18 protein-coding genes and 6 pseudogenes are annotated in these 26,534 nt (G+C 40.1%); 10 read left to right on the top strand and 14 right to left on the bottom strand.

The window, feature by feature from the left end:
* Positions 1 to 70 precede the first annotated feature (70 nt).
* Positions 71 to 481 carry a Cd(II)/Pb(II)-responsive transcriptional regulator gene (gene cadR / locus BLQ60_RS13420; protein WP_092621670.1) on the bottom strand — a complete coding sequence of 137 codons (411 nt, stop codon included), beginning with the start codon at positions 479 to 481 and terminating at the stop codon, positions 71 to 73.
* 90 nt (positions 482 to 571) lie between these two features.
* On the opposite strand from cadR, the gene BLQ60_RS13425 reads away from it, so the two are divergent.
* On the top strand, positions 572 to 1,852 hold the full coding sequence (locus BLQ60_RS13425) for a cation efflux transmembrane domain-containing protein (RefSeq protein ID WP_092621706.1): 1,281 nt from the start codon (positions 572 to 574) through the stop codon (positions 1,850 to 1,852).
* 105 nt (positions 1,853 to 1,957) lie between these two features.
* Positions 1,958 to 3,125, top strand: a pseudogene (locus tag BLQ60_RS13435) (IS3 family transposase).
* An 84-nt stretch (positions 3,126 to 3,209) separates the two neighbouring features.
* On the opposite strand, the pseudogene BLQ60_RS13440 reads toward BLQ60_RS13435, so the two are convergent.
* The 8 genes and pseudogenes from BLQ60_RS13440 to BLQ60_RS13475 form a co-directional block, all read right to left on the bottom strand.
* A pseudogene (locus BLQ60_RS13440) lies at positions 3,210 to 4,301 on the bottom strand (ArsO family NAD(P)H-dependent flavin-containing monooxygenase).
* Positions 4,302 to 4,410: 109 nt separating this feature from the next.
* Positions 4,411 to 5,364, bottom strand: coding sequence for a thioredoxin-disulfide reductase (trxB, locus tag BLQ60_RS13445; protein WP_092621673.1), 954 nt, complete (start codon positions 5,362 to 5,364; stop codon positions 4,411 to 4,413).
* A gap of 17 nt (positions 5,365 to 5,381) precedes the next feature.
* Positions 5,382 to 6,086 carry an arsenical resistance protein ArsH gene (gene arsH, locus BLQ60_RS13450; RefSeq protein WP_005253621.1) on the bottom strand — a complete coding sequence of 235 codons (705 nt, stop codon included), beginning with the start codon at positions 6,084 to 6,086 and terminating at the stop codon, positions 5,382 to 5,384.
* Positions 6,087 to 6,090: 4 nt separating this feature from the next.
* The gene (arsB, locus tag BLQ60_RS13455; protein WP_092621676.1) at positions 6,091 to 7,131 is read right to left on the bottom strand and encodes an ACR3 family arsenite efflux transporter; all 1,041 of its coding nucleotides are present in this window, start codon (positions 7,129 to 7,131) and stop codon (positions 6,091 to 6,093) included.
* Between the two features lie 5 nt (positions 7,132 to 7,136).
* Positions 7,137 to 7,610: an arsenate reductase ArsC gene (locus BLQ60_RS13460; RefSeq protein ID WP_092621679.1), complete on the bottom strand. Its 474-nt coding sequence runs from the start codon at positions 7,608 to 7,610 to the stop codon at positions 7,137 to 7,139.
* A gap of 4 nt (positions 7,611 to 7,614) precedes the next feature.
* Complete coding sequence (locus BLQ60_RS13465; RefSeq protein ID WP_092621682.1) at positions 7,615 to 7,938, bottom strand: metalloregulator ArsR/SmtB family transcription factor; 324 nt, start codon at positions 7,936 to 7,938, stop codon at positions 7,615 to 7,617.
* 44 nt (positions 7,939 to 7,982) lie between these two features.
* Positions 7,983 to 8,411, bottom strand: a complete 429-nt coding sequence (gene arsC / locus BLQ60_RS13470) for an arsenate reductase (glutaredoxin) (RefSeq protein WP_092621709.1) — start codon at positions 8,409 to 8,411, stop codon at positions 7,983 to 7,985.
* Between the two features lie 137 nt (positions 8,412 to 8,548).
* Positions 8,549 to 9,639, bottom strand: a pseudogene (locus BLQ60_RS13475) (IS3 family transposase).
* A 181-nt stretch (positions 9,640 to 9,820) separates the two neighbouring features.
* Here BLQ60_RS13475 and BLQ60_RS13480 point away from each other — a divergent pair.
* From BLQ60_RS13480 to BLQ60_RS13495, 4 genes and pseudogenes are all read left to right on the top strand, one after another.
* Positions 9,821 to 12,100 (top strand): annotated as a pseudogene (locus tag BLQ60_RS13480) (type I restriction-modification system subunit M).
* Positions 12,100 to 13,479, top strand: coding sequence for a restriction endonuclease subunit S (locus tag BLQ60_RS13485; protein WP_092621685.1), 1,380 nt, complete (start codon positions 12,100 to 12,102; stop codon positions 13,477 to 13,479). Before BLQ60_RS13480 ends, BLQ60_RS13485 begins: the two are co-directional and overlap by 1 nt.
* Entirely contained in the window at positions 13,476 to 16,736 is a 3,261-nt protein-coding gene (locus BLQ60_RS13490) for a type I restriction endonuclease subunit R (protein WP_092621688.1), read from the top strand. Before BLQ60_RS13485 ends, BLQ60_RS13490 begins: the two co-directional genes overlap by 4 nt.
* A gap of 53 nt (positions 16,737 to 16,789) precedes the next feature.
* Positions 16,790 to 17,115 (top strand): annotated as a pseudogene (locus BLQ60_RS13495) (IS66 family transposase); the annotation flags it as partial.
* A gap of 279 nt (positions 17,116 to 17,394) precedes the next feature.
* Here BLQ60_RS13495 and BLQ60_RS14220 read toward each other — a convergent pair.
* Together BLQ60_RS14220 and BLQ60_RS13500 are read right to left on the bottom strand one after the other, a co-directional pair.
* Positions 17,395 to 17,520 carry a hypothetical protein gene (locus tag BLQ60_RS14220; protein WP_280137885.1) on the bottom strand — a complete coding sequence of 42 codons (126 nt, stop codon included), beginning with the start codon at positions 17,518 to 17,520 and terminating at the stop codon, positions 17,395 to 17,397.
* Between the two features lie 11 nt (positions 17,521 to 17,531).
* Complete coding sequence (locus BLQ60_RS13500) at positions 17,532 to 17,786, bottom strand: helix-turn-helix transcriptional regulator (protein ID WP_092621691.1); 255 nt, start codon at positions 17,784 to 17,786, stop codon at positions 17,532 to 17,534.
* Positions 17,787 to 18,323: 537 nt separating this feature from the next.
* On the opposite strand from BLQ60_RS13500, the gene BLQ60_RS13505 reads away from it, so the two are divergent.
* Genes BLQ60_RS13505 through BLQ60_RS13515 form a run of 3 tightly spaced genes read left to right on the top strand, consistent with a single transcriptional unit; the run spans position 18,324 to position 24,416 of the window.
* Positions 18,324 to 19,004 carry a hypothetical protein gene (locus BLQ60_RS13505; protein WP_092621694.1) on the top strand — a complete coding sequence of 227 codons (681 nt, stop codon included), beginning with the start codon at positions 18,324 to 18,326 and terminating at the stop codon, positions 19,002 to 19,004.
* Positions 19,001 to 21,262 carry a hypothetical protein gene (locus tag BLQ60_RS13510; protein WP_092621697.1) on the top strand — a complete coding sequence of 754 codons (2,262 nt, stop codon included), beginning with the start codon at positions 19,001 to 19,003 and terminating at the stop codon, positions 21,260 to 21,262. The genes BLQ60_RS13505 and BLQ60_RS13510 overlap by 4 nt, the downstream gene beginning before the upstream one ends.
* Positions 21,246 to 24,416 carry a tyrosine-type recombinase/integrase gene (locus BLQ60_RS13515; protein ID WP_171259122.1) on the top strand — a complete coding sequence of 1,057 codons (3,171 nt, stop codon included), beginning with the start codon at positions 21,246 to 21,248 and terminating at the stop codon, positions 24,414 to 24,416. Before BLQ60_RS13510 ends, BLQ60_RS13515 begins: the two co-directional genes overlap by 17 nt.
* Positions 24,417 to 24,526: 110 nt before the next feature.
* Here the strand turns inward: BLQ60_RS13515 and BLQ60_RS14165 are convergent.
* A pseudogene (locus BLQ60_RS14165) lies at positions 24,527 to 24,721 on the bottom strand (hypothetical protein); the annotation flags it as partial.
* A 56-nt stretch (positions 24,722 to 24,777) separates the two neighbouring features.
* On the opposite strand from BLQ60_RS14165, the gene BLQ60_RS14090 reads away from it, so the two are divergent.
* The gene (locus BLQ60_RS14090; RefSeq protein ID WP_171259123.1) at positions 24,778 to 24,948 is read left to right on the top strand and encodes a hypothetical protein; all 171 of its coding nucleotides are present in this window, start codon (positions 24,778 to 24,780) and stop codon (positions 24,946 to 24,948) included.
* A 119-nt stretch (positions 24,949 to 25,067) separates the two neighbouring features.
* Here the strand turns inward: BLQ60_RS14090 and BLQ60_RS13525 are convergent, their stop codons facing one another.
* Positions 25,068 to 25,340 carry a hypothetical protein gene (locus tag BLQ60_RS13525; protein WP_374297886.1) on the bottom strand — a complete coding sequence of 91 codons (273 nt, stop codon included), beginning with the start codon at positions 25,338 to 25,340 and terminating at the stop codon, positions 25,068 to 25,070.
* Complete coding sequence (locus BLQ60_RS13530; protein ID WP_092621703.1) at positions 25,337 to 26,467, bottom strand: tyrosine-type recombinase/integrase; 1,131 nt, start codon at positions 26,465 to 26,467, stop codon at positions 25,337 to 25,339. Before BLQ60_RS13530 ends, BLQ60_RS13525 begins: the two co-directional genes overlap by 4 nt.
* Positions 26,468 to 26,534 lie beyond the last annotated feature (67 nt).

Consider the following 26,534-nt stretch of genomic DNA (forward strand, 5'->3'; position numbering starts at 1 on the left):
TCAGGGTGAAGTGTGTCTAATCAACAGGGTTTTCGGTCTCTAAGTACTTTTTAAAGGGAACATCATCGACTCAAATCTCTATTTGCAACAGTGCCAGATTTTTTAAAACTCCACATTGGTCAATTGTACATAAGCCATCACAAGTACCTCTTAAATCAGATAATTGTTCAATAAGCTTTTGTTGCTTGATTATATTTTCTCTGATAGCACTGACATGTAAGTCAATTAATTCATTCACATCTGAACAATTTTTCTTGGGATTATCTTTATAGGTGAGTAATTGACGAATTTCATTCAAACTCATATTTAAAGTTCGGCAATTCAAAATAAACTTAATTCGCTCAACATAGCCTATATCGTAAAGGCGGTAATTTCCTTCCGTTCTTTCGGGTTTCGGAATTAAACCTTCCTTTTCATAAAACCTAATTGTTAATACTGAACATGAGGTTTTTTTAGAGAGTTCACCAATTTTTAAATGCATTGAGTTGGTATTTCCAAAAAATCTTGACTCTATAGTAACTATAGGGATTCTAATATTCAAAGTTTATAAATTTTTTTAATGGGTATAACTATGAGTGGCTGTGGATGTAGTAAAGAAACACCATGCGAAGATAAGAAATCTCAACAAGAAAATCATCCATCAATTGCAGAAGCAAGCAATTCAAAGAATTGTGATAATACGCCTAGCTGTTGTGGTGAAGAGGAAGAAGAAAAATCTTCATCTCCTTGCTGTAACACTTCAAACAGTTGTGAAGATACCGCTCAATCCTGTTGTGGTTCTGATCCCAAAGAAAATTTAAGCACTGAAAACGTTTTAAAAGATTCGCACTACATGAGTGAATACTTAGTTCCCAAAATGGATTGTTCTGCGGAAGAACAGATGGTTCGTATGGCGCTATCTTCAATTGATGGTGTTCAAAAACTCATCTTTGATTTACCTAACCGGTCTTTAAAGGTTCTACATAATCAAAAAAATGAAAATATAACCACCAAACTTGAAGCTTTGGGTTTTGGTGCAAAGCTTGTGAAGACTGAAACTTATATAAGCAATCAACAGGCTAAGCAAACAAGTACCTACACCATTCCTAAAATGGATTGCTCTGCTGAAGAGCAAATGGTCCGTATGGCTCTTGCAGATATTGAAGCAGTTAAAGGTCTTACTTTTGATCTTCCCAATCGAAAACTGAAAGTCTTCCATAATGAAGGGATTCAGCAAATTACGGCTAAACTCGAAGGACTGGGTTTTGGGGCGAAACTTGATGAAACACAGCTTTCTTCAGGCGATATACCTAATGAACCTGATCCTGTGAGACAAGCTAAAGTACTTAAACTGTTATTAGGTATTAATGCTCTACTTTTCTTTATAGAATTCATCAGCGGTATTATTGCTGCGTCTACAGGATTGATTGCTGATTCTCTAGATATGTTTGCCGATGCAGCCGTTTATGGTATTGCGCTATATGCCGTCGGAAAAGCTGCGAAATATCAAATAAAAGCAGCCCATTTCGCAGGTTGGATTCAGTTATTACTTGCTGTTATCGTGATTGTTGATGTCATTAGACGATTCATGTTTGGAAGCGAGCCAGAATCAACGCTCATGATTGTTATTGGCCTGCTCGCACTTATAGCTAACGTGACATGCTTATATCTTATTTCTGGTCATCGAGAAGATGGCGCACATATGAAAGCCAGTTGGATTTTCTCGGCGAATGACGTTGTCGTAAATATGGGCGTTATATTTGCCGGTGTACTCGTGGCGTGGACGGGATCAGCTTACCCAGACTTAATCATTGGCATCCTGGTTTCTTTATTCGTGCTTAATGGTGCTCGAAAGATTTTGGCTTTGAAGTAAGAGTTGAATAGCCACCAAAATTCTAGACACACAAAACCATCTTTTGGACTGCCACCACTCTCCTAGACAAATATGGTCTATTCTTTTTGCATAGGAGAAAACATTATGAGTGGACAACGTTATACCCCAGAATTTAAAGATGAAGCTGTAAAATTGATTACTGAACGAGGATATTCTGTCAGTGATGTGGCAGAACGTTTAGGTGTATCACAGCACAGTATTTATAAATGGCTTAAAGCTGTACATCCATTACACAACAATCATGATGAACATGAACTGCTTGAAGCAAAGAAAGAAATCCTACGCCTTAAAAGTCAGCTTAAACAGACAGAAGAGGAACGAGATATCTTAAAAAAGGCCGCAAGGTACTTTGCAAGCCAGCCCGAGTGAAGTATCAATTCATCCTTGAATACAGCCATCAATTTAAGATTAAAACGATGTGTCGGGTATTAAAGATCGCTCGCGCTGGTTATTACGCTTGGCTACATGAACCTGAATCAAGCAGAACCATTGAAGACAAGCGTTTATTACAGCTCATTCGTTCTTCTTATGATGCCAGCTATGGTATCTATGGTTACAGACGCATTACTTTAGACCTTAAAGAATTAGGTGAGGGTTGTGGACCTAATCGTGTACTAAAGATCATGAAAAACAATGGTATTACAGCTGTACGGGGGTATAAGAAACATAAAAGCTATGGTCAAGGCCGTCCTCAGATTGTGCCACCCAACCATTTAAATCGAGAGTTTGTTGTAAATACACCTGATACCTTACGAAACAGTGTTTCTCAGGTGACTGATATTACTTATATTCGCACATGGCAAGGCTGGTTATATCTGGCTGTGGTTCTTGATTTATATTCAAGGAAAGTGATCGGTTGGTCAATGAAATCTACGCTTGCCAAAGATATCGTACTTGATGCTCTACTCATGGCAGTATGGCGACGCAGACCTAATGAACCTGTGATCATACACTCAGACCAAGGCTCACAATACAGTAGCGGAGACTGGCAAAAATTCTGTCAGAAGCATAACTTAATACCTAGCATGAGCCGCAGAGGCCTTGCGCAGTATACTGCTCATGGGATAATGCCGTTGCAGAATCCTTTTTTAGTAGCTTAAAGAAGGAAAGAATTAAAAAGAGAATTTATAAAACACGCGAAATGGCGCGTGCGGATGTGTTTGATTACATCGAGATGTTTTACAATCGAATCAGGCGCCATTCGCATCTTGATGGGATGAGTCCAGAAGCATTCGAGGCAGCTTCAAAATGAGGCTACTTCAATGTCTAGGATACTGGGAGCAGTCCAACGTATTGAAAAGAGTCTATTTTAAAATCCTCTAATGAGATAGATAGCTCATTTTTCTAAATAATTTTTAGTATCAATTTCGTGTAGATAAGCAACGATTTCCTCCACTGTGGTTCTCGCTGTTCTAGAAACTCCAATTATCGTAGCTGAAGCCATCCCAGTCCATTCCCCATAGCCTACCAACCACAAGTTCGGCATCTTGACCGATCTTCCGTCCTTAACCTCTATCAGGTTGTCTGGCTCTATCACCCCCAGAGTCCTCAAGTGATCCAAAGAAGCTTTAAACCCTGTACACCAGATCACCGCATCGACTTGCTCTTTTGAGCCATCAGGCCAAATGATAGAGTCTGTGGTAAATGATTTAAAAGGTGGACGACTATGCAAAACCCCTCTCTGCCTTGCCTCCTTAACACTATCAATCATCACAATATCACCAAGCCCCCCAACAGGCTGATCAATGACTTTACCCTCTTGCTGTGCTTTTAAGCGTTCCGTCGCTCTTAAAAACAGTACACGACCGTCCACATCATCGGATAAAAATTGAGGTGGAGTTTTCGTGACCCAAATGGTTTCAGCAACTTGTGAAACCTCAGCGAGTATTTGAGCGCCTGAATTCCCACCACCCACAACGATGACTTTCTTACCTTTAAATGGGTCTGCATTCATGTAATGGGCTGAATGTAACTGTGTACCTTGAAAGTTTTCTTGTCCCGGATAATCAGGAATAAACGGCTGGCTCCATGTCCCGGTTGCACTAACCACGGCCTTGGCTCACCAAAACTTTTCTCCAGCATATACGTCTAAATACTTTCCATTCGATTCCACACGATCGACATGTACTGGACGAACAATCGGAAATTGATATCTCTGTTCATAAGCCGATAAATACTGAATCACCTCATTTCGTGTTGGATAGGTCTGTTCAGTGATGGGCATCATCCAACCGGATAGAGAACTCCAGGTATTAGGAGAAAAAAGACGCAATGACTCCCAGGTATGCAGCCAGGCACCCCCTGCTTGATTTTGCTCATCCAATATAATGAATGGGATTTTCTTGCGTTTTAAAAAATAAGCAGTAGATAAAGCAGCCTGTCCACCACCTATAATGATGACATCTGTTTCCGTCTGTTTCTGGTTCAACGCCTTTTCCCCTTTTGTTTTTTATATCTGATTTCTTTAGTGCAAAAACCCAATCATGAAGACTGGGTTTTTACATTTATTCACTTTTTCAATTATGACAACCTACTCATCAATTCAGATTATCAAGATATTTTTCAGCATCAAGTGCAGCCATACAGCCTGAACCTGCCGAAGTAATCGCTTGACGGTAAACGCTGTCAGCAATATCACCCGCAGCAAATACACCCGGAACAGATGCAGCAGTCGCATTACCTGCCGTACCGCTTTGAACCTGAATATAACCATCACGAAGGTTCAACTGACCTTCAAACATGCCGCTATTCGGTTTATGACCAATGGCAACAAATAAGCCAGTAACTTCTACATCTTGTTTAGAGCCATCTTGGGTAGATTGCAGGCGAACTGCAGTTACACCTGACGTTCTGTCACCAAGAACTTCGTCCACTTGATGATTCCAAGTGATGCTGATTTTACCTTCTTTCTCTTTCTCGAACAGATGATCTTGAAGAATTTTTTCTGCACGTAAAGAGTCACGACGGTGAACTAGAGTCACGTGTGAAGCAATGTTGGATAGATAAAGGGCTTCTTCAACAGCAGTGTTGCCACCACCCACAACCATAACTTTTTGGTTTTTGTAGAAGAAACCATCACAGGTTGCACAAGCACTTACACCTTGACCCATAAATGCAGCTTCAGAGTCAAGGCCTAAATATTGCGCTGTAGCACCCGTTGCAATAATCAGGGCATCACAAGTGAACTCTTCCATATCACCTTTCAGAACGAATGGACGAACGCTTAAATCAACTTCGTTGATATGGTCATAGACAATGTTAGTACCAAAGCGTTCAGCATGCGCTTGCATACGTTCCATGAGTGCAGGACCAGTTAGACCTTCAGGGTCACCCGGCCAATTGTCGACTTCGGTTGTTGTGGTCAACTGACCACCTAGCTGTAAACCGGCAATCAGCGTTGGCTTTAAGTTGGCACGTGCAGCATATACAGCTGCGCTATAACCCGCAGGGCCTGAACCTAGAATAATTAATTTAGAATGTCTCTTTTGCATTTAATATCACCTAGCGTTTACAAACTACGCTGATTCACACGTTTAGATAATTCTTCAGCCGATTCCTTACGTTCAGAATAACGATCTGTCAGGTATTTGCTTTGACCACGGGTCAGTAGGGTGAACTTAAATAACTCTTCCATCACATCCACAATCCGGTCATAGAAAGCTGAAGGTTTCATTCGTCCATCTTCTTCGAATTCCAAGAATGCTTTTGGAACTGAGGACTGATTTGGAATGGTGATCATCCGCATCCAACGACCCAAAATACGCATCTGGTTCAGGCTGTTAAATGACTGTGATCCGCCACTGACTTGCATCAAGGCAAGAGTTTTACCTTGGGTGGCACGGATTGCACCCCCTGCCAGTGGAATCCAGTCTATTTGTGATTTAAAAATTGAACTCATAGAACCATGGCGTTCAGGTGAACACCAGACCATGCCTTCTGACCATGCTAAAAGTTCATGCAACTCTTTTACTTTTGGATGCTCAGTATCCGCATCTTCAGGTAAAGGAAGCCCTTTAGGATGAAAGATTTTTACTTCCGCCCCAAAATGCTCCAGGATTCGACCGGCTTCAAGAACGGCAAGGCGACTGTAAGAGCGTTCTCGATTCGAGCCGTAAAGGAGCAAAATGCGAGGGGGATGAGCAAGTTCTTTTGCCTGAACTTTTTCAAAAGTCGGTTGCTCAAGAAGATTAAGATCTACGTTTGGGAGATTCATAGAATTAGGCCTCTTTAAAAACTTTTTTTCTCAGCCAGAGCGAAACACTCACCAAGGCAATCAACACCGGGACTTCGACCAATGGACCAATAATCGTGGTAAAAGCAACAGGTGAAGCGATACCAAAAGTGGCAATTGCGACTGCCAGTGATAATTCAAAATTATTCCCGGCTGCAGTAAATGCGATTGCTGTGGTCTTAGGATAGTCATTGCCCATCCATTTACTCATGAAGAAGCTGATAAAGAACATCAAAACGAAGTAAATGGTTAAAGGAACCGCGATTCGTAAAACTTCCAGTGGAAGACTCACGACATCACCACCTTTTAGGCTAAACATGGCCAGAATCGTGAACAGTAAAGCCATTAAACTCAGCGGGCTGATTTTCGGAATAAACTTAGTTTCATACCACTCTACCCCTTTTTGTTTCACCAGAATCCAACGCGTTAAGAAACCCAACAGAAATGGAATACCAAGATAAACCAGAACAGCATGGGTGATGGTCCAGAAATCAACATTAATGACCTGTGAAGCAACACCGAAATAAGGTGGCAGGAAGGTCAGGAATAACCAGGCATAGGTACTGAAGAATAAAATCTGGAAGATACTGTTAAAGGCAACTAAGGCTGCAACATATTGATTATCACCACAAGCTAGGCCATTCCAAACCAATACCATGGCAATACATCGAGCTAGACCAATTAGGATGACACCAGTCATATATTCGGGATAGCTATGTAAAAATATAATAGCCAGAGCAAACATCAGTACTGGGGCAATTAGCCAGTTTTGTATTAAAGATAAAGTTAGTGTTTTTTTATCTTTAAATACTTGTGGCAACGTCGCATAGTTGACTTTTGCCAGGGGGGGATACATCATCAGAATAAGACCAACTGCAATTGGAATATTCACAGAGTTGATACTTAATTGATCGAGTGCGACAGAAGCTTGCGGAAAGAAGTTTCCGATTGCAATACCTAGAGCCATGGCAATAAAAATCCATAGCGTCAGGTTACGATCTAAAAAGGATAAGCGTTTTTCAGACATATCTCTTACTCAACATTCGAAATTTTATTGATTTCAGCAATGAGTTCAGGACGAGAAAGTTTATTTACATCTAGGGCAAATAAAGCATCTAAACGACGGTTGATATGTTCAACAGTGCTCATAAAGGCTTTCATTTTTTCTTCTTTATTCACGTCTAAGTGTGAAGGATCAGCTAGGCCCCAATGTGCCTTGATTGCTCCACCCAAATAAAGTGGACAGGCTTCTTGAGCAGCAGAGTCACATACCGTGATCACAACATCAGGTTGGTACTGTTCACAGTCATCAATCGTTTTACTCCATAAACCTTCAGTAGATAACCCTAAGTTTTCAAGGGTTTCTATGGTCAGCGGATGCACTTGTCCTGAAGGCTTACTCCCAGCGCTATATGCTTTCCAACCTTCCGGGGCACGGCTATTAAACAAAACTTCTGACAAAATGCTACGGCAGCTATTTCCGGTACATAAAAATAAAAATTTCATTGAATTACTCACAATAACTATTTACAGAAAGGGGGTGTTGATCATCCAGCTTTGATTGAGATTGAACCGTCTTCAAAATATCTAAAATTTCATAACACCAGTTGGCCAATTTTGGATTGATACTGTAGTAAACCCATTGGCCTTGTCTGCGATCTTGAAGTAGCCCTGAAGCACGTAAAAGGGCTAAATGTCTTGAAATTTTAGGTTGACTGAGTTGTAGTTTTTCAGTCAAATCACATACACATAGTTCTTTATTTTCAGCGATTAATGTCACTATATTGAGACGTGTTTCATCTGATAAGCATTTAAAAAAATTAACTTGATCCATATAAGTCTCCTTCACATTGTTCCCATCCAAGAGATGAGAACGTGCTATTTAATTCTTTGACCATTTTCATCAATAATTTTTTCACCATCTTCTTTGCTAAATGCGCCTTTCTGAGGAAATGGGAGAATATCCAAAACAACTTCAGAAGGACGACACAAACGTGTACCTAAATCCGTAACAACGAATGGGCGGTTAATCAAAATAGGATGTTGAAGCATAAAATTTAAAAGCTGTTCATTAGACCAATCTTCCCGAACAATTTCTAAATCAGAATATGGAGGTACATTTTTACGAATTGCTTCTCTAACACTTAAACCAGCACTACGAATAAGTTCAATTAATTCTGCTTTCGAAGGTGGGGTAATTAGATATTCAATAACGATTGGTTCAATTCCTGCATTTTGAATTAAAGCTAAGGTATTCCTTGATGTACCACACTCAGGATTGTGATAAATCTTTATGGTCGAGAACATTTTGACTGACTCTGCTATTAGAAACTCAGATATATTTATATACGTATTTCCACATATATGCAAATACATATATTGATTTTATTTAAATTACTTAATGTGGTAATCCTCCCATAAATAACCGAAGTTAAAAGTAGAGGTTAAGCAGCCATTAGAGGTGGCTTTCCTTTGTTAGCTTGATGTGGTCTTTCATGGTTGTAATGCCACAACCAGTTTGTTGCATAATCTTGTACTTCATCCAAAGTATCAAATAAATGCTTGCTCAGCCAACTATAACGTATAGTCCGATTATAGCGTTCAATATACGCATTCTGCTGTGGCTTACCCGGTTGAATATATTCAATACGAATACCGTGCTCAGTAGCCCAGCGCACAAATTCGTGACTGATAAATTCGGGACCATTATCGCATCGGATCACTAACGGTTTTTCTCTCCACTCCAGCAATTGATTCAACGTACGAATAACCCTGATTGTGGGCAATGAGAACCCTGCTTCAATGGCTAGGCCTTCGCGGCGGTAATCATCAATCACATTCAATAATCGAAACTTGCGACCATCGGAAAGCTGATCATGCATAAAATCTAATGACCAAACCTGATTTTCTCGGATTGGTTCTTTCAATGGTTCAGGCGCATGCCGTTTTAGTCTTCTTCTCGGTTTAATACGCAGATTCAGTGCCAACTCACAGTAAATGCGGTAAACCCGCTTGTGATTCCAGCAGCAACTCTCAACATGCCGTAAATACGAGAAGCACAAACCAAAGCCCGAATCGGAATTTTCCTCAGTGAGTTCAATGAGCTGTTCAGCAATGAGTGCATTGTCATCGCTGAGTTTGGCTTGATAGCGGTAGCAGGTTTCACTAATGCCAAATGCTTTACAAGCCAAACGAATACTAATGGCATGCTGGGCAACTGCCTGTTGTGCCATCTTACGCCGGCAAGATGGCTTTACCCTTGCGCAGCAGTGCTGCTCATTGCCATCGCTTCCTGGATGATCTCTGCCTTTAATCGTTCTTCCGCATACATCTTTTTAAGTCTGGTATTTTCTGCTTCCAGTTCTTTCAGTCGAGCCATTAATGATGTATCCATACCACCATATTTGGCACGCCATTTATAAAAGGTAGCATTACTCATGCCGTGTTCACGGCAAAGGGTCGCTACAGGTGTGCCAGATTCCGCCTGTTTCAAGATGGACATGATCTGACTGTCAGTAAATTTCGATGTTTTCATGCAGAATCTCCTGCTTGTATCTTAAGAGAAAATTCTACTTTTACATCCTTTTATTTTTAGGGGGGATTACCATATCATGAAGAGCTTGTTTTATATCTTGAGTCACTTGTTGTCATTCAGGCACAATGTATCCTGATAGATTTTAAGTATTACTGCCTTTTGCCAAGCTGGATTTTTTTAAATGACAAATAATAACTTTTCGCAAGTAGCCGCATTCATTTGGTCAGTTGCAGATTTACTCCGTGGTGATTTCAAACAATCTCAGTATGGACGTGTTATTTTACCTTTTACGCTGTTACGCCGTTTAGAGTGTGTGCTTGCGCCAACGAAAGCAGATGTCTTGGCAGCCAATGAAAAAGTCAAACTCATGGCATTGCCTGAAGAAGCTAAAGAAAAAATGTTGTTAAAAGCAACGCAGGGTTTAGCCTTCTGTAATACGTCAGAACTGGATTTAGTCCGCCTTGGACAAAAAGACATTCGTTCAAACCTGAACAACTACATTCAAAATTTTTCTAAAGATGCACGTGAAATCTTTGAACACTTCAAGTTCGATGAGTTTACAGGTTTACTAGACGATGCCAACTTATTGTATAAAGTGGTGCAGAAATTCGCCACCACCGATTTAAGTCCTCAACGCATTTCCAATCATGATATGGGCTTGGTGTTTGAAGAGTTAATTCGTCGTTTTGCAGAAAGTTCCAATGAAACCGCAGGTGAGCACTTTACCCCACGTGACATTGTGCGTTTAACCACAGGTTTAATTTTTGGTGAAGATGATGATGCTTTGAATAAAGATGGCATTATCCGCACGGTGTATGATCCCACAGCGGGTACGGGTGGATTTTTATCCTCAGGGACAGAGTATGTGCGTGAACACAACCCTGATGCTGTCATTCGTGTCTATGGTCAGGAATTAAATCCTGAGTCTTATGCCATCTGTAAAGCAGACATGCTGATTAAAGGTCAGGATGTTCGAAATATTAAGCTCGGCAATACCCTGTCGAATGATCAACTGGCGTATGACAAGTTTGATTACATGCTGTCAAACCCGCCTTTCGGTGTTGATTGGAAAAGGATCGAACAAGAAATCAAAGATGAGCATACCCAAAAAGGCTTTGAGGGTCGCTTTGGCGCAGGCTTGCCACGTGTCTCGGATGGTTCATTACTGTTTCTGATGCACCTCATGAGCAAGATGCGTCAACCCGATGCCGAGCATGATCAAGGCAGTCGTATTGGCATCATCTTAAATGGTTCACCACTCTTTACGGGCAGTGCTGGCAGTGGTGAGAGTGAAATTCGTCGTTATATTTTGGAAGCGGATTTGTTAGAAGCGATCATCGCGCTACCAACTGATATGTTCTATAACACTGGCATTGCCACTTATGTTTGGGTGCTAAGCAATAAGAAAGAGCCTGAGCGCAAAGGCAAAGTGCACCTGATCAATGCCACCAACCTCAGCTCGAAAATGCGTAAATCGCTTGGCTCGAAGCGTCATTATTTAACTGATGAGGAAATCCGCACCATCACGCAAAACTACGGCGCGTTTGAAGCGGTGGATACACTGACTTTAGATGGTGAAAGTGAACAGAAATAACCATTTTCGAGCAAAATCTTTAACAGTTATGAGTTCGGCTACCGCCGTGTGACCATTGAGCGTCCATTGCGCTTATCTGCTCAGGTGAGTGATGACGCCATCGCATCGTTACGTTTTGCGCCAAAGCCGTTTAATACGGTGATGCAGAAAATTTATGATGATTACGGCACTGATTGGACTGAAGCGAGCTATGGTCAGTTGAGTGAAGATGCTCAAGTTGAAATCCGTGCGCTGATTAAAGCTGAATTTTCGGAGCTTAAAGAGAAAGACATCAAAACTGTGCTTGAGCCGAAATTGTGGCTTGAGCAACGGTCTTTGATGCGTAAAGCCGAAGCATTACAAACCAAAATTGGGACGGCGCAGTCGGATGATTTTAATGCTTTTGATGATGTGCTGAAACAGGCTTTAAAAGATGCCAATATCAAACTTGAAACAAAAGAGAAAAAGCAGTTCCTTGATGCGGTGACGTGGAAAAATGCCGACGCTGAACCTGTCGTAAATAAAGTGATTAAAGCTAAAGAAAACTCGCTGTATGGTCAGTTTAGCTATCACGGCACAGTGGTTGAGTTTGTGCAAGATGGCGATTTACGTGATGCGGAAAACATTGAGTTAAATCCAAGCATTAACACGACTGATTTAATCGAGTCTTACTTTAAACGTGAAGTTGCACCGCATGTGCCTGATGCGTGGATCAATGCCGATAAACGTGATGCACAGGATGCTGAAATTGGCATCGTAGGTTATGAGATTCCGTTTAACCGTCATTTTTATGTGTATGAACCGCCACGTGATTTAGCGGAGATTGATGCGGATTTGGATGCGGTCAGCCGTGAAATTATGGCACTGCTTCAAGAGGTGCATTCTTAATGGCGACTTATACTGAATTTGTGTATAGCGATTACTTTAAAACAGAATTGCCATCACATTGGCAAGAAAAGCGATTAGGTTTTCTCGCTGAACAAACAAAGAATGCTTTTGTTGATGGTCCTTTTGGTTCTGATTTAAAGTCTGATGATTATCTAGATGAAGGGGTACCATTAATTCAATTGAATAATATTCGTGATGGTAAGCATATTCTTCGAAACATGAAGTTTATTTCAGATCATAAGAAACTAGATTTGATACGTCATTTAGCTTTACCAAAAGATATTGTTATTGCAAAGATGGCAGAACCAGTAGCAAGAGCTACTATCGTATCCGATGAATATGACGAATATGTAATTGTTGCAGATTGCGTTAAATTAACACCAAATCTGAATTTAGTCGATTTAGAGTTTTTAGTTTGGGCAATAAATTCTGATTGTGTTAGGGAAAACGCAGAACTTGTTTCTACAGGTACTACTCGTATTCGTATTAATTTAGGTGAGTTAAAAAAGTTAAAAGTACCTTATCCGTCTTTAACCGAACAAATTAAAATTCGAGAGTACCTCGACCATGAAACCGCACAAATTGACAGTCTCATTACCAAACAAGAAAAGCTGATTGAACTGCTGAAAGAAAAACGCCAAGCGGTAATTAGTCATGCGGTGACTAAAGGCTTAAATCCGAATGTACCGATGAAAGATTCAGGTGTGGAGTGGTTGGGGGAAGTGCCTGAGCATTGGATTTCTGCAAGATTGAAATATTATACAAATCAGATTGTTGATGGTGCTCACTTTACTCCAACATATTCTGAATCAGGTGTTCCTTTTTTAAGGGTTACAGATATTCACAATGAAGAAATTGATATGGAAGATATCAAGTATATTCCTGAGAATGAACATCGAGATTTGGTTCAAAGATGTAAGCCTGAAAAGGGGGATTTGTTACTCTCTAAAAATGGAACTATTGGCGTACCTAAATTAATTAATTGGGATTGGGAGTTCAGTATTTTTGTTAGTTTGTGTTTAATCAAATTTAAGAAAAACCTTAAAGCCGAATTTGCAGAGTATTTCTTTAAGAGTTATGAAATTCAGGAACAAATTTTCGGTTTAATCAAGAAAAGTACAGTAATCAATCTACATCTTGATAAGATTCAAAACTTTTGGTTTTCTATTCCTCCTATTGAGGAACAATTAGCGATAGTCAATTATTTAGATGATAAAATTCAAGAACTAAATAAACTAATTGAAAAAGCAGAATTAGCTATCAAGTTTATGCAAGAACGCCGTACAGCTCTTATTTCAGCCGCTGTGACAGGCAAGATCGACGTTCGTCACTGGCAACAACCGAATCAAAAGAATAACAATAAGGAGCTAAGTGCATGAAAGCAGATGCAACTTTAGAAGCCATTTTCCAACAAGACATCATTGCTCAAATGCAAAGCCACGGCTGGCAGGTCGGTTCACCGCAAGGCTATAACCGTGAAAAAGCTTTGTACGAACAAGACGTTTTAACCTTTGTACAAACTACCCAAGCCAAAGAGTGGCAGAAGTTCCAAAACATCTACCCGAATGACACGGAACGCCATTTTTTAGACACGGTGGTGGCTCAGCTGAAAAAAGCAGACATCAATGCCACAGACATTGAATCACGTAGTTATGGCACTCTAGGCGTATTGCGTCATGGACTCAAAACCCGTGGCACGCGCTTTTCATTTTGCCAGTTTAAACCTGAACATGGCTTAAACCCTGAACTGAATGCCAACTACCAACAGAACATTTGCCGTGTCGTCCCAGAACTGGTGTATAGCCCCTACGCCACCCAAGCGGAACTCGAAGCAACAGGCAAACAAGCCAAAAAATGGCGCATCGACTTAGTGCTGTTTATCAATGGTTTTCCTGTGGCAACCATGGAACTCAAATCGGAGTTTAAGCAAGCTGTTCAAAATGCCATGACGCAGTACAAAAAAACGCGCCTACCTAAAGACCCTGAAACCAATAAGCCTGAACCGTTACTCAGCTTTAAACGTGGGGCATTGGTACACTTTGCGGTAAGTCAGTATGAAGTGTATATGGCAACCCATCTCAATGGCGACAGTACCTATTTCTTGCCATTTAACAAAGGCACCAAAGCACAGGGTGCAGGCAATGATGTGCCTGAAAATGTGAATGAATATGCGACAGGTTATCTATGGAATGAAGTGCTGACCCCAGATAGTTTGCTGAATATCGTAGGGAACTTTATTCATTTACAGATTGAAGAAAAGGAAGATTGGGAAGGACGGAAATATAAAAGAGAAAGCCTGATTTTCCCACGTTACCACCAATGGAAAGTGGTCACTAAACTGGTTGAAGATTCTTTAAAAGAAGGCACAGGGAAAAAATACCTGATTCAGCACAGTGCGGGTTCGGGCAAGTCCAACTCGATTGCATGGACGGCGCATCAACTATCTAGCTTGTACGATGCCAACAATCACAAAATGTTTGACTCGGTGATTGTGGTGACGGATCGAACCATTTTAGATGCCCAGCTACAAGATACGATTTATCAGTTTGAACATGCCGATGGTGTGGTCGGACGCATCAACAATAAAGAAGGCGATGGCTCCAAGTCGGAGAAATTGGCAAAAGCCTTAGAAATGGCACAGCCGATTATCATTGTGACCATTCAGACTTTCCCGTTTGTACTCCGTGCGATTGAGAACAGTACCAGCTTAAAAGAACGTAAATACGCTGTGATTGCCGATGAAGCACATTCATCACAAAGTGGTTCTACTGCACGTCAGCTGAAAGAAACCTTAATGCTGGAAGAGCGTGAGGAAGATGACCAGCTTACATCCGAAGATGTCCTTGATGCGGTGATGGCATCACGTAAAGGCAGTCAGAATTTAAGTTTCTATGCCTTTACTGCTACACCGAAGGATAAGACCTTACAACTGTTTGGACGCTTACCGAATCCAGAGCTTCCGCCGTCCAAGACCAATAAACCTGAAGCCTATCATGTCTATTCCATGCGCCAAGCGATTGAAGAAGGCTTTATTTTGGATGTATTGAAGAACTATACCAACTATAAGGTCATCTATAAGCTCAAGCAGAAGATTGAAGAAAAAGACGATCAGGTTGATGCCAAGAAAGCCAAAGTTAAACTCAATCAATGGGTACGCCTACATGACCACAATATCTCGCAAAAAGTCCGTGTGATCATTGAGCATTTTAAAAAGAACATTATGGGTTTATTGGGTGGTCAGGCAAAGGCCATGGTGGTCACCAGTTCACGTAAAGAAGCAGTCCGCTATAAGCAAGCCTTTGATAAATACATTACTGAACAGAAATATACACACATCCAAGCCATGGTGGCATTTTCAGGTGAAGTGGAATTCACTGAGAATGATGCCGATAGCAGTCATTTGCTTGGACAGAAATTCACTGAAAGCAACATGAACCCGAACTTGAAAGGACGTGAAATGCGCAAGGCATTTGACAGTGATGACTTTCAAGTGATGATTGTGGCGAACAAGTTCCAGACTGGTTTTGACCAGCCTAAGCTGTGCGCCATGTACGTGGATAAAAAACTCGGCGGTGTGGAATGCGTGCAGACCCTATCTCGTCTAAATCGCACCTACCCTGCCAAAGCTGAATCAGGCACCTTTGTCCTCGATTTCTTTAACGACCCTCAAGATATTTTGGATGCCTTTCAGCCATATTACCAAACGGCGGAATTGGCAGATGTCTCGAACCCAGATCAAATCTATGACTTGTTTGAGAAGTTGAACGCTGCACGAATTTTCTTGTGGAATGAAGTCGAGCAGTTTGTCGATGCGTTCTTTAGCAAGAACAAATCTAATGCCGCGCTCGCCAATATATGTAAGCCCGCATTGCAACGCTGGCAGCAACGTTATAGTGCTGCGGTGAATGATTACGATGTGACGAAGAACCGTTTAGAGCGCTGCAAACAGACTGGAGATGCGGTACTCATTGCCAATGCAGAGAATGAATTTGCTGAGGCGAAAAAGGCACGTGATGCCTTAGAAATCTTTAAAAAGGATTTGGGTAGTTTTACCCGTTTCTATGAGTTCATGTCTCAGATCGTCGAGTATGACGATAAAGAACTCGAAAAACTCAGCTTATTTGCACGTAACTTACGTCCATTACTGCGTGAACAAGTTGCTGACGAAGATGAGATTGACTTAAGTAATGTGGCGATGAGTCATTACCGTCTGTCTAAGATTCGCCAACAAGATATTCAGCTTAAAGCCGATAGTACCGAGCATAAGCTGGAACCTGCGAATGACATGGGGACTGCCAAGGCGAAGGATAAAAAGGAAGACTTTTTATCGGTGATTTTGGGTCGTGTGAATGACTTATTCATTACCGATAAGCTGACCGATCAAGACATGATTAATTATGTTCATACTGTGGCAGACAAGATGTCTGAAAACACTCGCATGATGAAGCAGATTCAGAACAATACGCGTGAACAAGCCATGTTGGGTGAGTTTGACAGTGCTTTAGATGACGCTGTGTTAGACAGTAATGCTGCACACATGGAGCAAATGACGCAGTTAATGAGCGACCCTGCCAAGATGAGGCAGTTTGCGAACATTATTTATGATGTGTTGGTGAATAAACCTAAAACAATTTAGATGAAGCAGTCGAAGAAGACATTGTTGCCGTTGATATGGAATTGGAGCGACTGAATGTAGATAAACCAAAAAAAGGCCACGTCTGGGCATACGCTACTACACAGTACAATTCGGTTCAGTCGGTGATCTATGACTTTCAGCCTGAGCTACGACTAAAGCAGCGCTAGACAGGTCAACATGCCGAAGATTTCCTCAAAAGCTGACAAGGTCAATTGGTCTGTGATGATTACAGTGGTTATAAGGCAGAGTTCAAAAATAACGCAATTATCTAAGTAGGCTGTATGGCACATGCCCGTCGTAAATTCCATAAGCTGCATGTGACGGGTAAAAATCAGATTGCCGAGCAGCCCTATCATTGATTCAACAACTCTACTGTTTAGTCCCATAATCTTATCCTTAGGACCTGTTGAGATTTCACAGATGCTTGCCACTATGGATATTTTTTAGGCGATACTCGGCAGAAATGAGGAAGTTTAGTCATCCTAAAGGACACATTCCTTACGACGTATGAGACGCATTGCGTCGCAAACAAGAACAGCCTCGTCCCCTGCTGTACCATGTGCTGCAAGCAAAGCGACTGCCTGTTTTTATACAAATGCTGCTGCTTGTATTTTAGGAGAAAAGGCTGCTTTTAATTTCTATTATTTTTAGAGGCGGATTACCATGAGGTATAGCAACAAAGTAGCGTCTGTTGAAAATGATGTGCTGACCCACGTGTCAATAAACCCAAGTCCGTCTGATTGGCTGAAACATCAATCCGATTAATTTGTTGTGGCAGGTTCATATTGCCTCACACTACTCATCGTTAAACAGTGCCTCAATATCTTCCCATTTCGGGAAATTGTGCTTTTTGGGTTCAACATTAAACTGCAATCCCACAACATCCACGACACGCTCAAAAATACCATGTGAGCCTGTAAAGTGACCATTTTCAATTTCAGAAATCGTTGTGCGATGCGTTCGTGCACGTTGTGCGAGTTCACTCTGATTTAATCCCATTTCGACCCTTGCCGATGCGATTTTCTTGCCAATCTCGATACGATTCGTCATTACTGATAACCTTTGGTAGCTATATAGCAACAAGTATAGTTTAACTTATAGTTTGTTGCTATATAGCAAACTAACATGTTTGCTTTTCTGGGTAAATGAATTGATCAATAAAGAGCATGCTCACAGAAAACGTATCATCACATCACAAAAAAGTACTAAGCGTGGCGTATTCAATTGGCTTGCTCTGAGTAAAGCATATAATGAAGCTTGGAAGTCGCTTAAATGCTAGGCTGAATAATTCAAAAATAATGCAATTAATATGTAGTATATACTTAATGTTATTTTAATACTGTACATTTGATATATTTATTTTTAATAAAAAAATAACAAGTCCCATTAAAAAAACACCATAGCCACACACAAAGATAAATGACAATTTTTGTAAAATTCGATCACAATATAGCCAAAATATACGATTTATTTTATAAATATCGCCGTATTGTATATTATTTGTTAAATTATCATTATTTTCAATAATCAGATATTGTTTTATTATATTAAAAAATATAAAAGTATGATCATTACTTCATCTTCAACATGAGGCGTATCATCAACAACCATGATTTCAATTCAGTTTTCGGCAAACCGAAAACCACAAAAACCAGACTCTGGCATAAGACAGAAGTTTTTGTTCATCCAGAGTTTTTAGGAATTTATCATTGTTATTTTGAGATATTTAAAGCGCTAAAAACGGATCTATCTCTGCTTCACACTAGCTCAGACTTGATTGTATTTGAAGATCCACATAGCAATTGTTATTACATTACAAATTTATTTCATTGGTATTTATATTATAAAAACAAACCACCAAAATATATAAATCTCAGAATATATAACCATCCCAACAACAATCTGATTAATGAATTAAAGAAAATAACAAGTCATGAGTTTATTAAATTTATTTCTAATTTTCAGTTTAATATTGATCTTATCAATCCAAATCGTTTGCTTAATTTAATAAATAAGCACATTTCCCCTGAACTTATTCTAGAACACAATAAATGTCATTCGTTCAAACTGCACTCAAAAATGAGCATGGATTTACTCGCAAAAGAATTATCATTTAATCGAAATCAACTCAATTACCGCCTACACAAATTAAAGCAAGAAAGAAATGATGTGCTTATTGAACTCGAGCTAAGTAGTCCGCTTATTTATCAACTTCTCAATGATCCAAACTTTGAGTTAAATGCAGAACAACTTTGGAGCTTAAAATGAAATATTCCTTTCATGATGAATTAGATAATCGAGAAGTATCATTAAAAAATACATTAGAAACCCTCTTTTCCGATGAGAAAAAACAACGTGATGCACATATTCAATATGTTGTAGACCTACTGAAACATATTCCAACGCATGATTACTTAAGTGGTCTGAATTTAGATGGCTTTAATTTTGATCTCCCCTGCTATGATCACCTTCAAAACCCTGTAGCTCTGGTTGCATCAAGACAGCATAAAGTTTCGGCCGCCCCCATCACTTGGTACATCAACTCGATTGCCCAAATCACAAATCAGCACGTATTGCTGTGGAATGTACTTGTGATTAAAGCAGCACTCTATTTAATCGCATTACCAGATATTAAACCTGAGCTATTTAAAGCCGAGCATTCAGACCATCTAAATACCGTCATACGACTATTTCAGCGTATGCGTGCAGCAAATCGGGCTTTAAACAACAAAAAGCATTATCAAAATTCTGAGGCTTATCAGCGCTTCTGGCAGCAACATCTAAATCATCCCGAACTCAGTCTGAAGGAGTTTGTAAACTACCTTAGCGATTTAGAGCCATTGGATGAATTTGAGCGCAATCTCATCAATAGTTTTCGAATTACGTTTAAATACGTTTTACAGAGTAAAGCAAAAATTGCACGAGCAAGCTCAAATACAAAGCTACTGCATGAGTATCTCGACGAAGATCAGTTGATCGAAGAAAGTTCGGAGATCATAAAAGGTGCAAAATCAACGGCGCTCAATCTTGAAAAACAGCTCGATGATCAGGATTGCCGTCAAATACTGGTTGATCCCTCGTCCGTCACACCACTTGCAACATATTCCGAATCCACCCAAGCCTATGTGCTGCCACTTGTTGCCAAACATATTCAACGCAAAGAACATCAGTTGCAATTTAGCAGCCTTTTCCCAAATCGTAGCAGTATAAGCACCCTACTCAACAGACTTTATCTCGATTTTACTCAGCCCAAAGGCATACATGCCAAGACTCCACTGATCCTGATGTTAGTTTTTATTACTGGCAATCCTGTCAAAGAGTGGCTACGCTTACAAAGTAAGCGCGTAAAAAAACTCAATGATCGGCAGCAACTCACTCAAGTCGATGGTCTGTATTTTCTGCGCACTCGGTTTTCTGTGTTTGAAAATAAAGACTTTGCATATCCAACAGGTCTACTGAATCAAAGTATTTACCTCGATATTCCCATTCCAAATGCATTTATCACGGCATTACGGAGCGCACATGTTGTTTCTGAAGATGGTCTATCTAAATACCTAAAACAGCTCAGAGCTGAATTACGGATTCCTGCGTTATCCGTCAGTAAAGTCAGCTCCCTATTGCATCAAACCATCTTGCAACAAACTGGAAATAAGCAGTTAGCAGACATACTGACAGGAATTGATGCAAATAAATCATCATCAATATCGTATTGCCACCACAACATTAATCATCTGCATCAAAAATATGTCGGCACGTTACAAGGTTTATGTGAGCGTCTTTCAAATGAATATGATGACATTTCATCTAATTCAGAGGACTGTTTTGGTAGCCGAAAAGCGCCGACCAAAATTGTAGTCAAAAAAATTTTTGCTATCCTCAAAGCAAAAATATTTATGCAAAATGTTGAGGATTGGATCAGCATCTTGAATCATTACAGTGTTTGGATGTGGCATTTTTTATTACTTTTTACTGCCGCCCGACCCGTCACCGATTTTCCTGGCTTTCTCTGTCATTTCAATTTTAAGCGGAAAATTCTGATCGTTGCAGACAAAGAGGTTGGTGGTCGGCAAAGTCACGGACGCTTAATTCCACTCAGTCAGTTTGTTGTCACCGAGGTCGAAAAATTTATTCAATTTCTCCGGTTTGTAGAATTACAAGTTGGCATGACAGAGTGTCACGTTATACAGCATGTACAACAAGTCTTAAATAATCAACGTCCATTGCTACATCTTTTTCATGATGAAAAATGGCAACCATTGAGTCCCACTTTGGTTAAAAATTTCAATTTTGAACTTGGTTTAGAGCATCCAAACTGGCATCGACATACTGCCCGTGCTTTTCTCAGTGAAAAGATTTCAGAGCCCGAAATCCTAGCATTATTCGGTCATGAGCCAATGCAACAAGAAGCTGCACACCCTTATTCAAGTCTGTCTCTGCATCAGTTCTACAGCATTGCAGATCGTCTCGAAAACATGAAAGACCATTTTGAAATCAGAGGGATTGAAGTCAATGTCCTCACGCAGTAGTCAAACCAAACCTGAAGCACTTTATGCAGCAAAACGTCGCGAAGCACGTCGCATTGAGCGTGAAGATGCACTACGGCAGGATGTGGAGCAACAATTAACACAATATTTTCAGGAAAACGCCTTTCTTCAGCAACATCCTGAATCATTCTATCCAGCAGTCTATGAAATCATCAAGCGCAAAGCTACTAATTTGGCATGGAAGAAATATGCCCATGAATTTTTCAGAGCTTATGTGAATAAGATCAACCAAACGCGTGATGAGCCACTGCCCTTGCCCATCCTAACCTTCGACATGGTAAGAGACCAGCCCGTTTTTACATTTTCATGGTTTGAGAATGGACATCACATTGATGAGATCATCGAGAAACTTTGGGACTATTGGATTTTAACCAAAGACAGTACAGCATTTACAGATAATGAAATTGTCGGAAATATTCTGATCTCTGCCATACTTTTTTCGGGCTTAAATCATAAAGCATCATTAACCGCTTTACTCGAGCATTTAATCGCACCGAAAGACATCAGAGCGATTGGCTCAATGAATATTATCTTTCTCGAACCACTTTCAAGCACTTATGGTGATCTTTACATCGATGAAAAAACCATTCGAAAATCACGTCACTTTGTCCCCGATCAGATCACGCGGCTGTGGCTCATTCATTTTAATACTCGTCAAATTCAGTATATTGATCTCAATATCGAAGATTATCTCAAGCTGATTTTTGATAAGTTACAGATATCCTTTACAAATCAAAGCTATAAATTTTTACGGGACAATGCGAATTTCAACTGGATGCAATTACCAAATGCGGATATTGATCCAGCACTTGGGCAATGTCTGATTGAAAATATTGAGACTTGCGGATTGTCTGAAACGGAATTTCAAAAATTTATACAACCGCAATTCAAAATCAAAGACGACCACCACAAAGATCATCACGATGATCAAAATATCGATCATCGCCCCCAAGGTACCAATTCAACACTGTCAAATCTTGGACAAGCAGTGAATGCTGTGATCAAAATTCATAAAGACATGCTCAACCTCATCCGCAAGTCAAAAACTTCCGCAAATATTCCCCAACTGATGATTGATTATTGCCTTGAACATGCAGATCAATTCAATGAATTCAGTAAGCGAATGGTGCTCTGGCTAATCAGCCTGTATCAACCACAAATGGAAAAAGTGAAACAACTTGCAGCATGTTTCAATTTTACAGCGGATCAATTCGAAAAATCTTTCAAGCATGATCAGCCGCTCAAAGAGAGTTCAATTTATACCTACTACACGCGTATTGCTGAGCCGTGGCTCAGTCATTCTTTGCAGTTTCTTGAAGCAGATGACGATATGAATACGATTGTGAATAATATTTATCGACATATCATCACAAATACTCGCCTTGCAGACGAAGCACAACAACCTGAGTTTAAATCCAAAGGGCAAACGCTGAGGATGCTGAAACGTTTTCACCGATTTCAACAAAAAGTTTTTCAAGCTGACGCCTTCGAACTCGAATCGATATCCGTCCAAAATAGACCACGAGCACGAATTATCGCTCCTCAAACCTATCAGGCATGCCTACAAAAACTAGATATTCTCTATAAAGAACAATCAATCGAAGAATACCATTATCAAAATTTAAAGATGATTTATAGTCTCGCTTATCGAACAGGTATGCGAATCAATGAAATTCTCAGCCTACGTCTGAACGACATCGAAGGGCTACGTGATTTATCCATTTGGGTTCGTCCTTACGGCTCAAAAAAGCAAGGCAATCTGCACCAGCTGAAAACCGACAGTGCTGAACGCATCATCCCTGCACATTGCTTATTAAAAGCGGAGGAATATCAGTTATTTCATCGTTACGTGGTAGAACAACGGTTGTCTCGTCAGGTCAAGTCTTATTTATTTCACTCATGGAATGACGATAGCAAACTCAATAAACATAGCGTGACCACCCCCTTTAAAAAAATCATGAACGACTTATTCACGCAGCATGATTATTCTTTCCATTCATTTAGACATACTACAGCAAATCATCTGGCATTGCTCCTCAACTGTGAATACGAGCCTCTTGTACAACAATTAACAGATTATACAGAGGCTGAATATACCTTGATTCGTAAGGAACTACTCCGCTCGCCACAGGGGCAAAATCATTGGTTTGTAATTGCACATTTACTCGGACATATCGATCCGAGTGAAACATTTAAAAGTTACATCCACTTGAGTTACCTAATTGCTGGACATAGGCTATTAAAATATCATCCCGATATTGAAAATCACTTGGCTAAAAAGTTGATGGGATACCACCGTGATTTTGCGTTTTTAAATCAAGCAAAAGACACGAGAAAATTTAATTTCAATCGACACGCCACGCAGTTAAGCCAGTTATTGCTGCATGATCAAACTAGCTGGGCGCAAACAAATGCTTCTCAGATCATGAGGGATGGTCTAGTACAAACTGCTCCTCACGATTACAGAGATTATTTTGCTGGGACAACTGAATCCAAAATCACTGTGGACTATTTTTATAAATGCCTCACGCTACTCGATGCGTATCAAAACCCGCAACAGGTCGCCGATGAGATGTGTCTACCGCATGAACTGGTACAACAGTGGTACGACAATGCCAAGATATTAAGCGCAATTACTTCAAATAAGCACATTCCAAGATTAATTGATCGCAAAGCGAAGTATTCTCTCATTCCAACAAAAATAGATACCGCTGAAGATATTCAGGCATGTCGTTATTTCTTCGATAAGATTCAGTCAATTTTTATCAATAATCCTGACCAAATTCGGGCTGTACTTCAGACTTTTCTCAATCGAGCAACGCTTTCACACACAGGTATTCAATACGCAAGTAATAAAATTGATCAACTCGAATTGTTTTATGCACAAAGTCAGGGATTGTTTCCTCAGCAGTTTTGGCAAATCCGCGGTCAAGCACTCGATAACGTTTTAGATGCCAAAAAACAGCCCTTATTGCATGCATTGGTTCGATCGAATCCGTCACCTCATGATTCAACATTGCAACATATTCGCTTACAGCTATTTTCAAATAAGAATAACAAGGCACTTGCTGCTTTTAAGTTCTGTTTGCATTTAGCCTGCATTGGTCGTCCCAAGGGATTAACGTTGGAAATCTAAGTTCTGATTGAATTTGTGAGGAGTACCACATTGAATAAAATGTGCTAATGCAAACCCACAAACAGATGGGAGCTGATCGCTCCCATTTGTTATTATTGCTCATGTTCTTTCTAGTACTGATGTGCTCGCTTAGAATTATGTTTCCAACTTTTAGCAACTTTATAAACGTAAGTCGGAAATTCATCCCAAACTTGAGCTAATCCTGTACCACGTGCTACACGAATATTAAGCGAATAGCTTTTGTATCCAATGCGATGCAAAAAATAAAAACTACGCTCTTGGTGCGTGCTAAATTTCTTGAATATAGACCTCATGAGAATGCTATCCACTTCTTTATTTAAGGATTTTTATGAAGCACTTCATGATTAAAATTTTGCAGAAATTATTGGCTAATCACTCTCCAAAGCACCAAGTCCGTATTCCACTCAGCAATGCCGAGTATGACCAATTTATTCACCGTTGTAATGCACAACATATTTCACCTGCCCGATTAAAACAAGCGGCACAACTTCTGAATAAAGAGGGATTTTAAAATGGCGAATTCAAGCAGCAACTGCAGCTTTAATCCGTATCGGTTTTCATGTCGTTGTTAATTCTGCACCAACAAATAAAAAATCGAAGAATTTGGATTCTTCGATTTATTATGATATTTCAAATGATTTTGGCTAAGATCATAAATTGATGCCGAATAAAAAGGATTAGATCCTCAACGATATAACTGTCTTTAAACTGATCAATCATTGCTTGAATCCAAATACGCAACACCTGATGATCATTCATAAAGCATGCACCTTCCAGTAAAAACGCGAGATTATTGACCGCTAAAATGTGAAATTCATCAATCAGCTCTCGTGCAATTTGATCGGCGAGACGGCTTACCACCACATCACTATAATATGATTTATCGAAAATAGTATGACTCATGATACGTTCTCCAGATGATCAATTTCATTGAGCATTGCCTCAAAAGCACTACCATCTTGTCGTGTCATATTCGGAACATATCGACTATAAACTCGAAATAGCATCTCCGTGGTCGAATGACCCAGTTGTCTTGCGATCCACTCTGGATTTTCTCCTGCCGACAGCCACAGCGTTGCTGCAGTATGCCGACTCTGATAGGCACGTCTAGGCTCAAGCCCCAAATACCTTAGCAAAGGATGCCAAACTCGTCGGTTTACTGCCCTATAATCCAATGCTTTGCCTTCTCGGTTGCAAAATACAAATTCTGAGTGTTTAAATGATCGTTGCTTTTGCTGAACGAACGCAAAATAAACTTGCGGACTCATTTGAATGGTTCGATTTGAGCCATCTGTTTTGGTTGGTCCAAGAATGCCATTTACTAAAGCCTCTTTGATGTAAATTTCCCGACGCTCAAAATTCACATTTTTCCATTTCAAACCATCCACTTCACTGGTACGCATACCCGTAAAGAAACGCACCGTGTAATAAGGTTTAAAGTCTTCACGAACGGTATTCAGAATGGCTTTGACCTCTGCAAGCGTAAATGGCATGACATCCGTTTTGGCTTCTTTCAGGTTCTTAATATTCTTAAACGGCGACTCAAAACCGTATCTTTCTGAGCCTTCATTGATTATCATACGAAGTACTGTCATGATTTGATTGATCCGTGATGGTAGAAGGCATTTTTGTTTTTTTCCGTGCTCAACTTTGGCGAGGGAGGCACGAAAAGCAAGAATGCTTTCTTTATTGATATTGAGTAAAGCGACATGACCAAAATTTGGTTTCAAATATTTGTTCATGACAATATTCACTTTTTCCTTATAACTCGGTCGCCATTCAATCTCCTTTTCTGCAAACCAAATTTGATAAAACGCTTCAAACGTCGGTGTCTTTGTTTCAACCACGAGCTGTTGATTCCTTATCGACTCGATGACTTTCAGCTGCTTACTTTTTGGAAAATATTTGGCGTAATCAAATATACCCAACAAAATCTCAGCCTCAATACGTTCTAAGATCTTTGCCAATTTAACTCGGTTGGCTTGATTGTCCTTTAAGGACGTGAATAGCCACCAAAATTCTAGACACACATAACCATCTTTTGATGGGCCTTTTCATAATCTAATGGAGAACGCTGACCATTGGAACCATGTCTGC

Origin of the sequence: Acinetobacter marinus, assembly GCF_900096915.1 — a bacterium.
GTDB classification, from domain to species: domain Bacteria; phylum Pseudomonadota; class Gammaproteobacteria; order Pseudomonadales; family Moraxellaceae; genus Acinetobacter; species Acinetobacter marinus.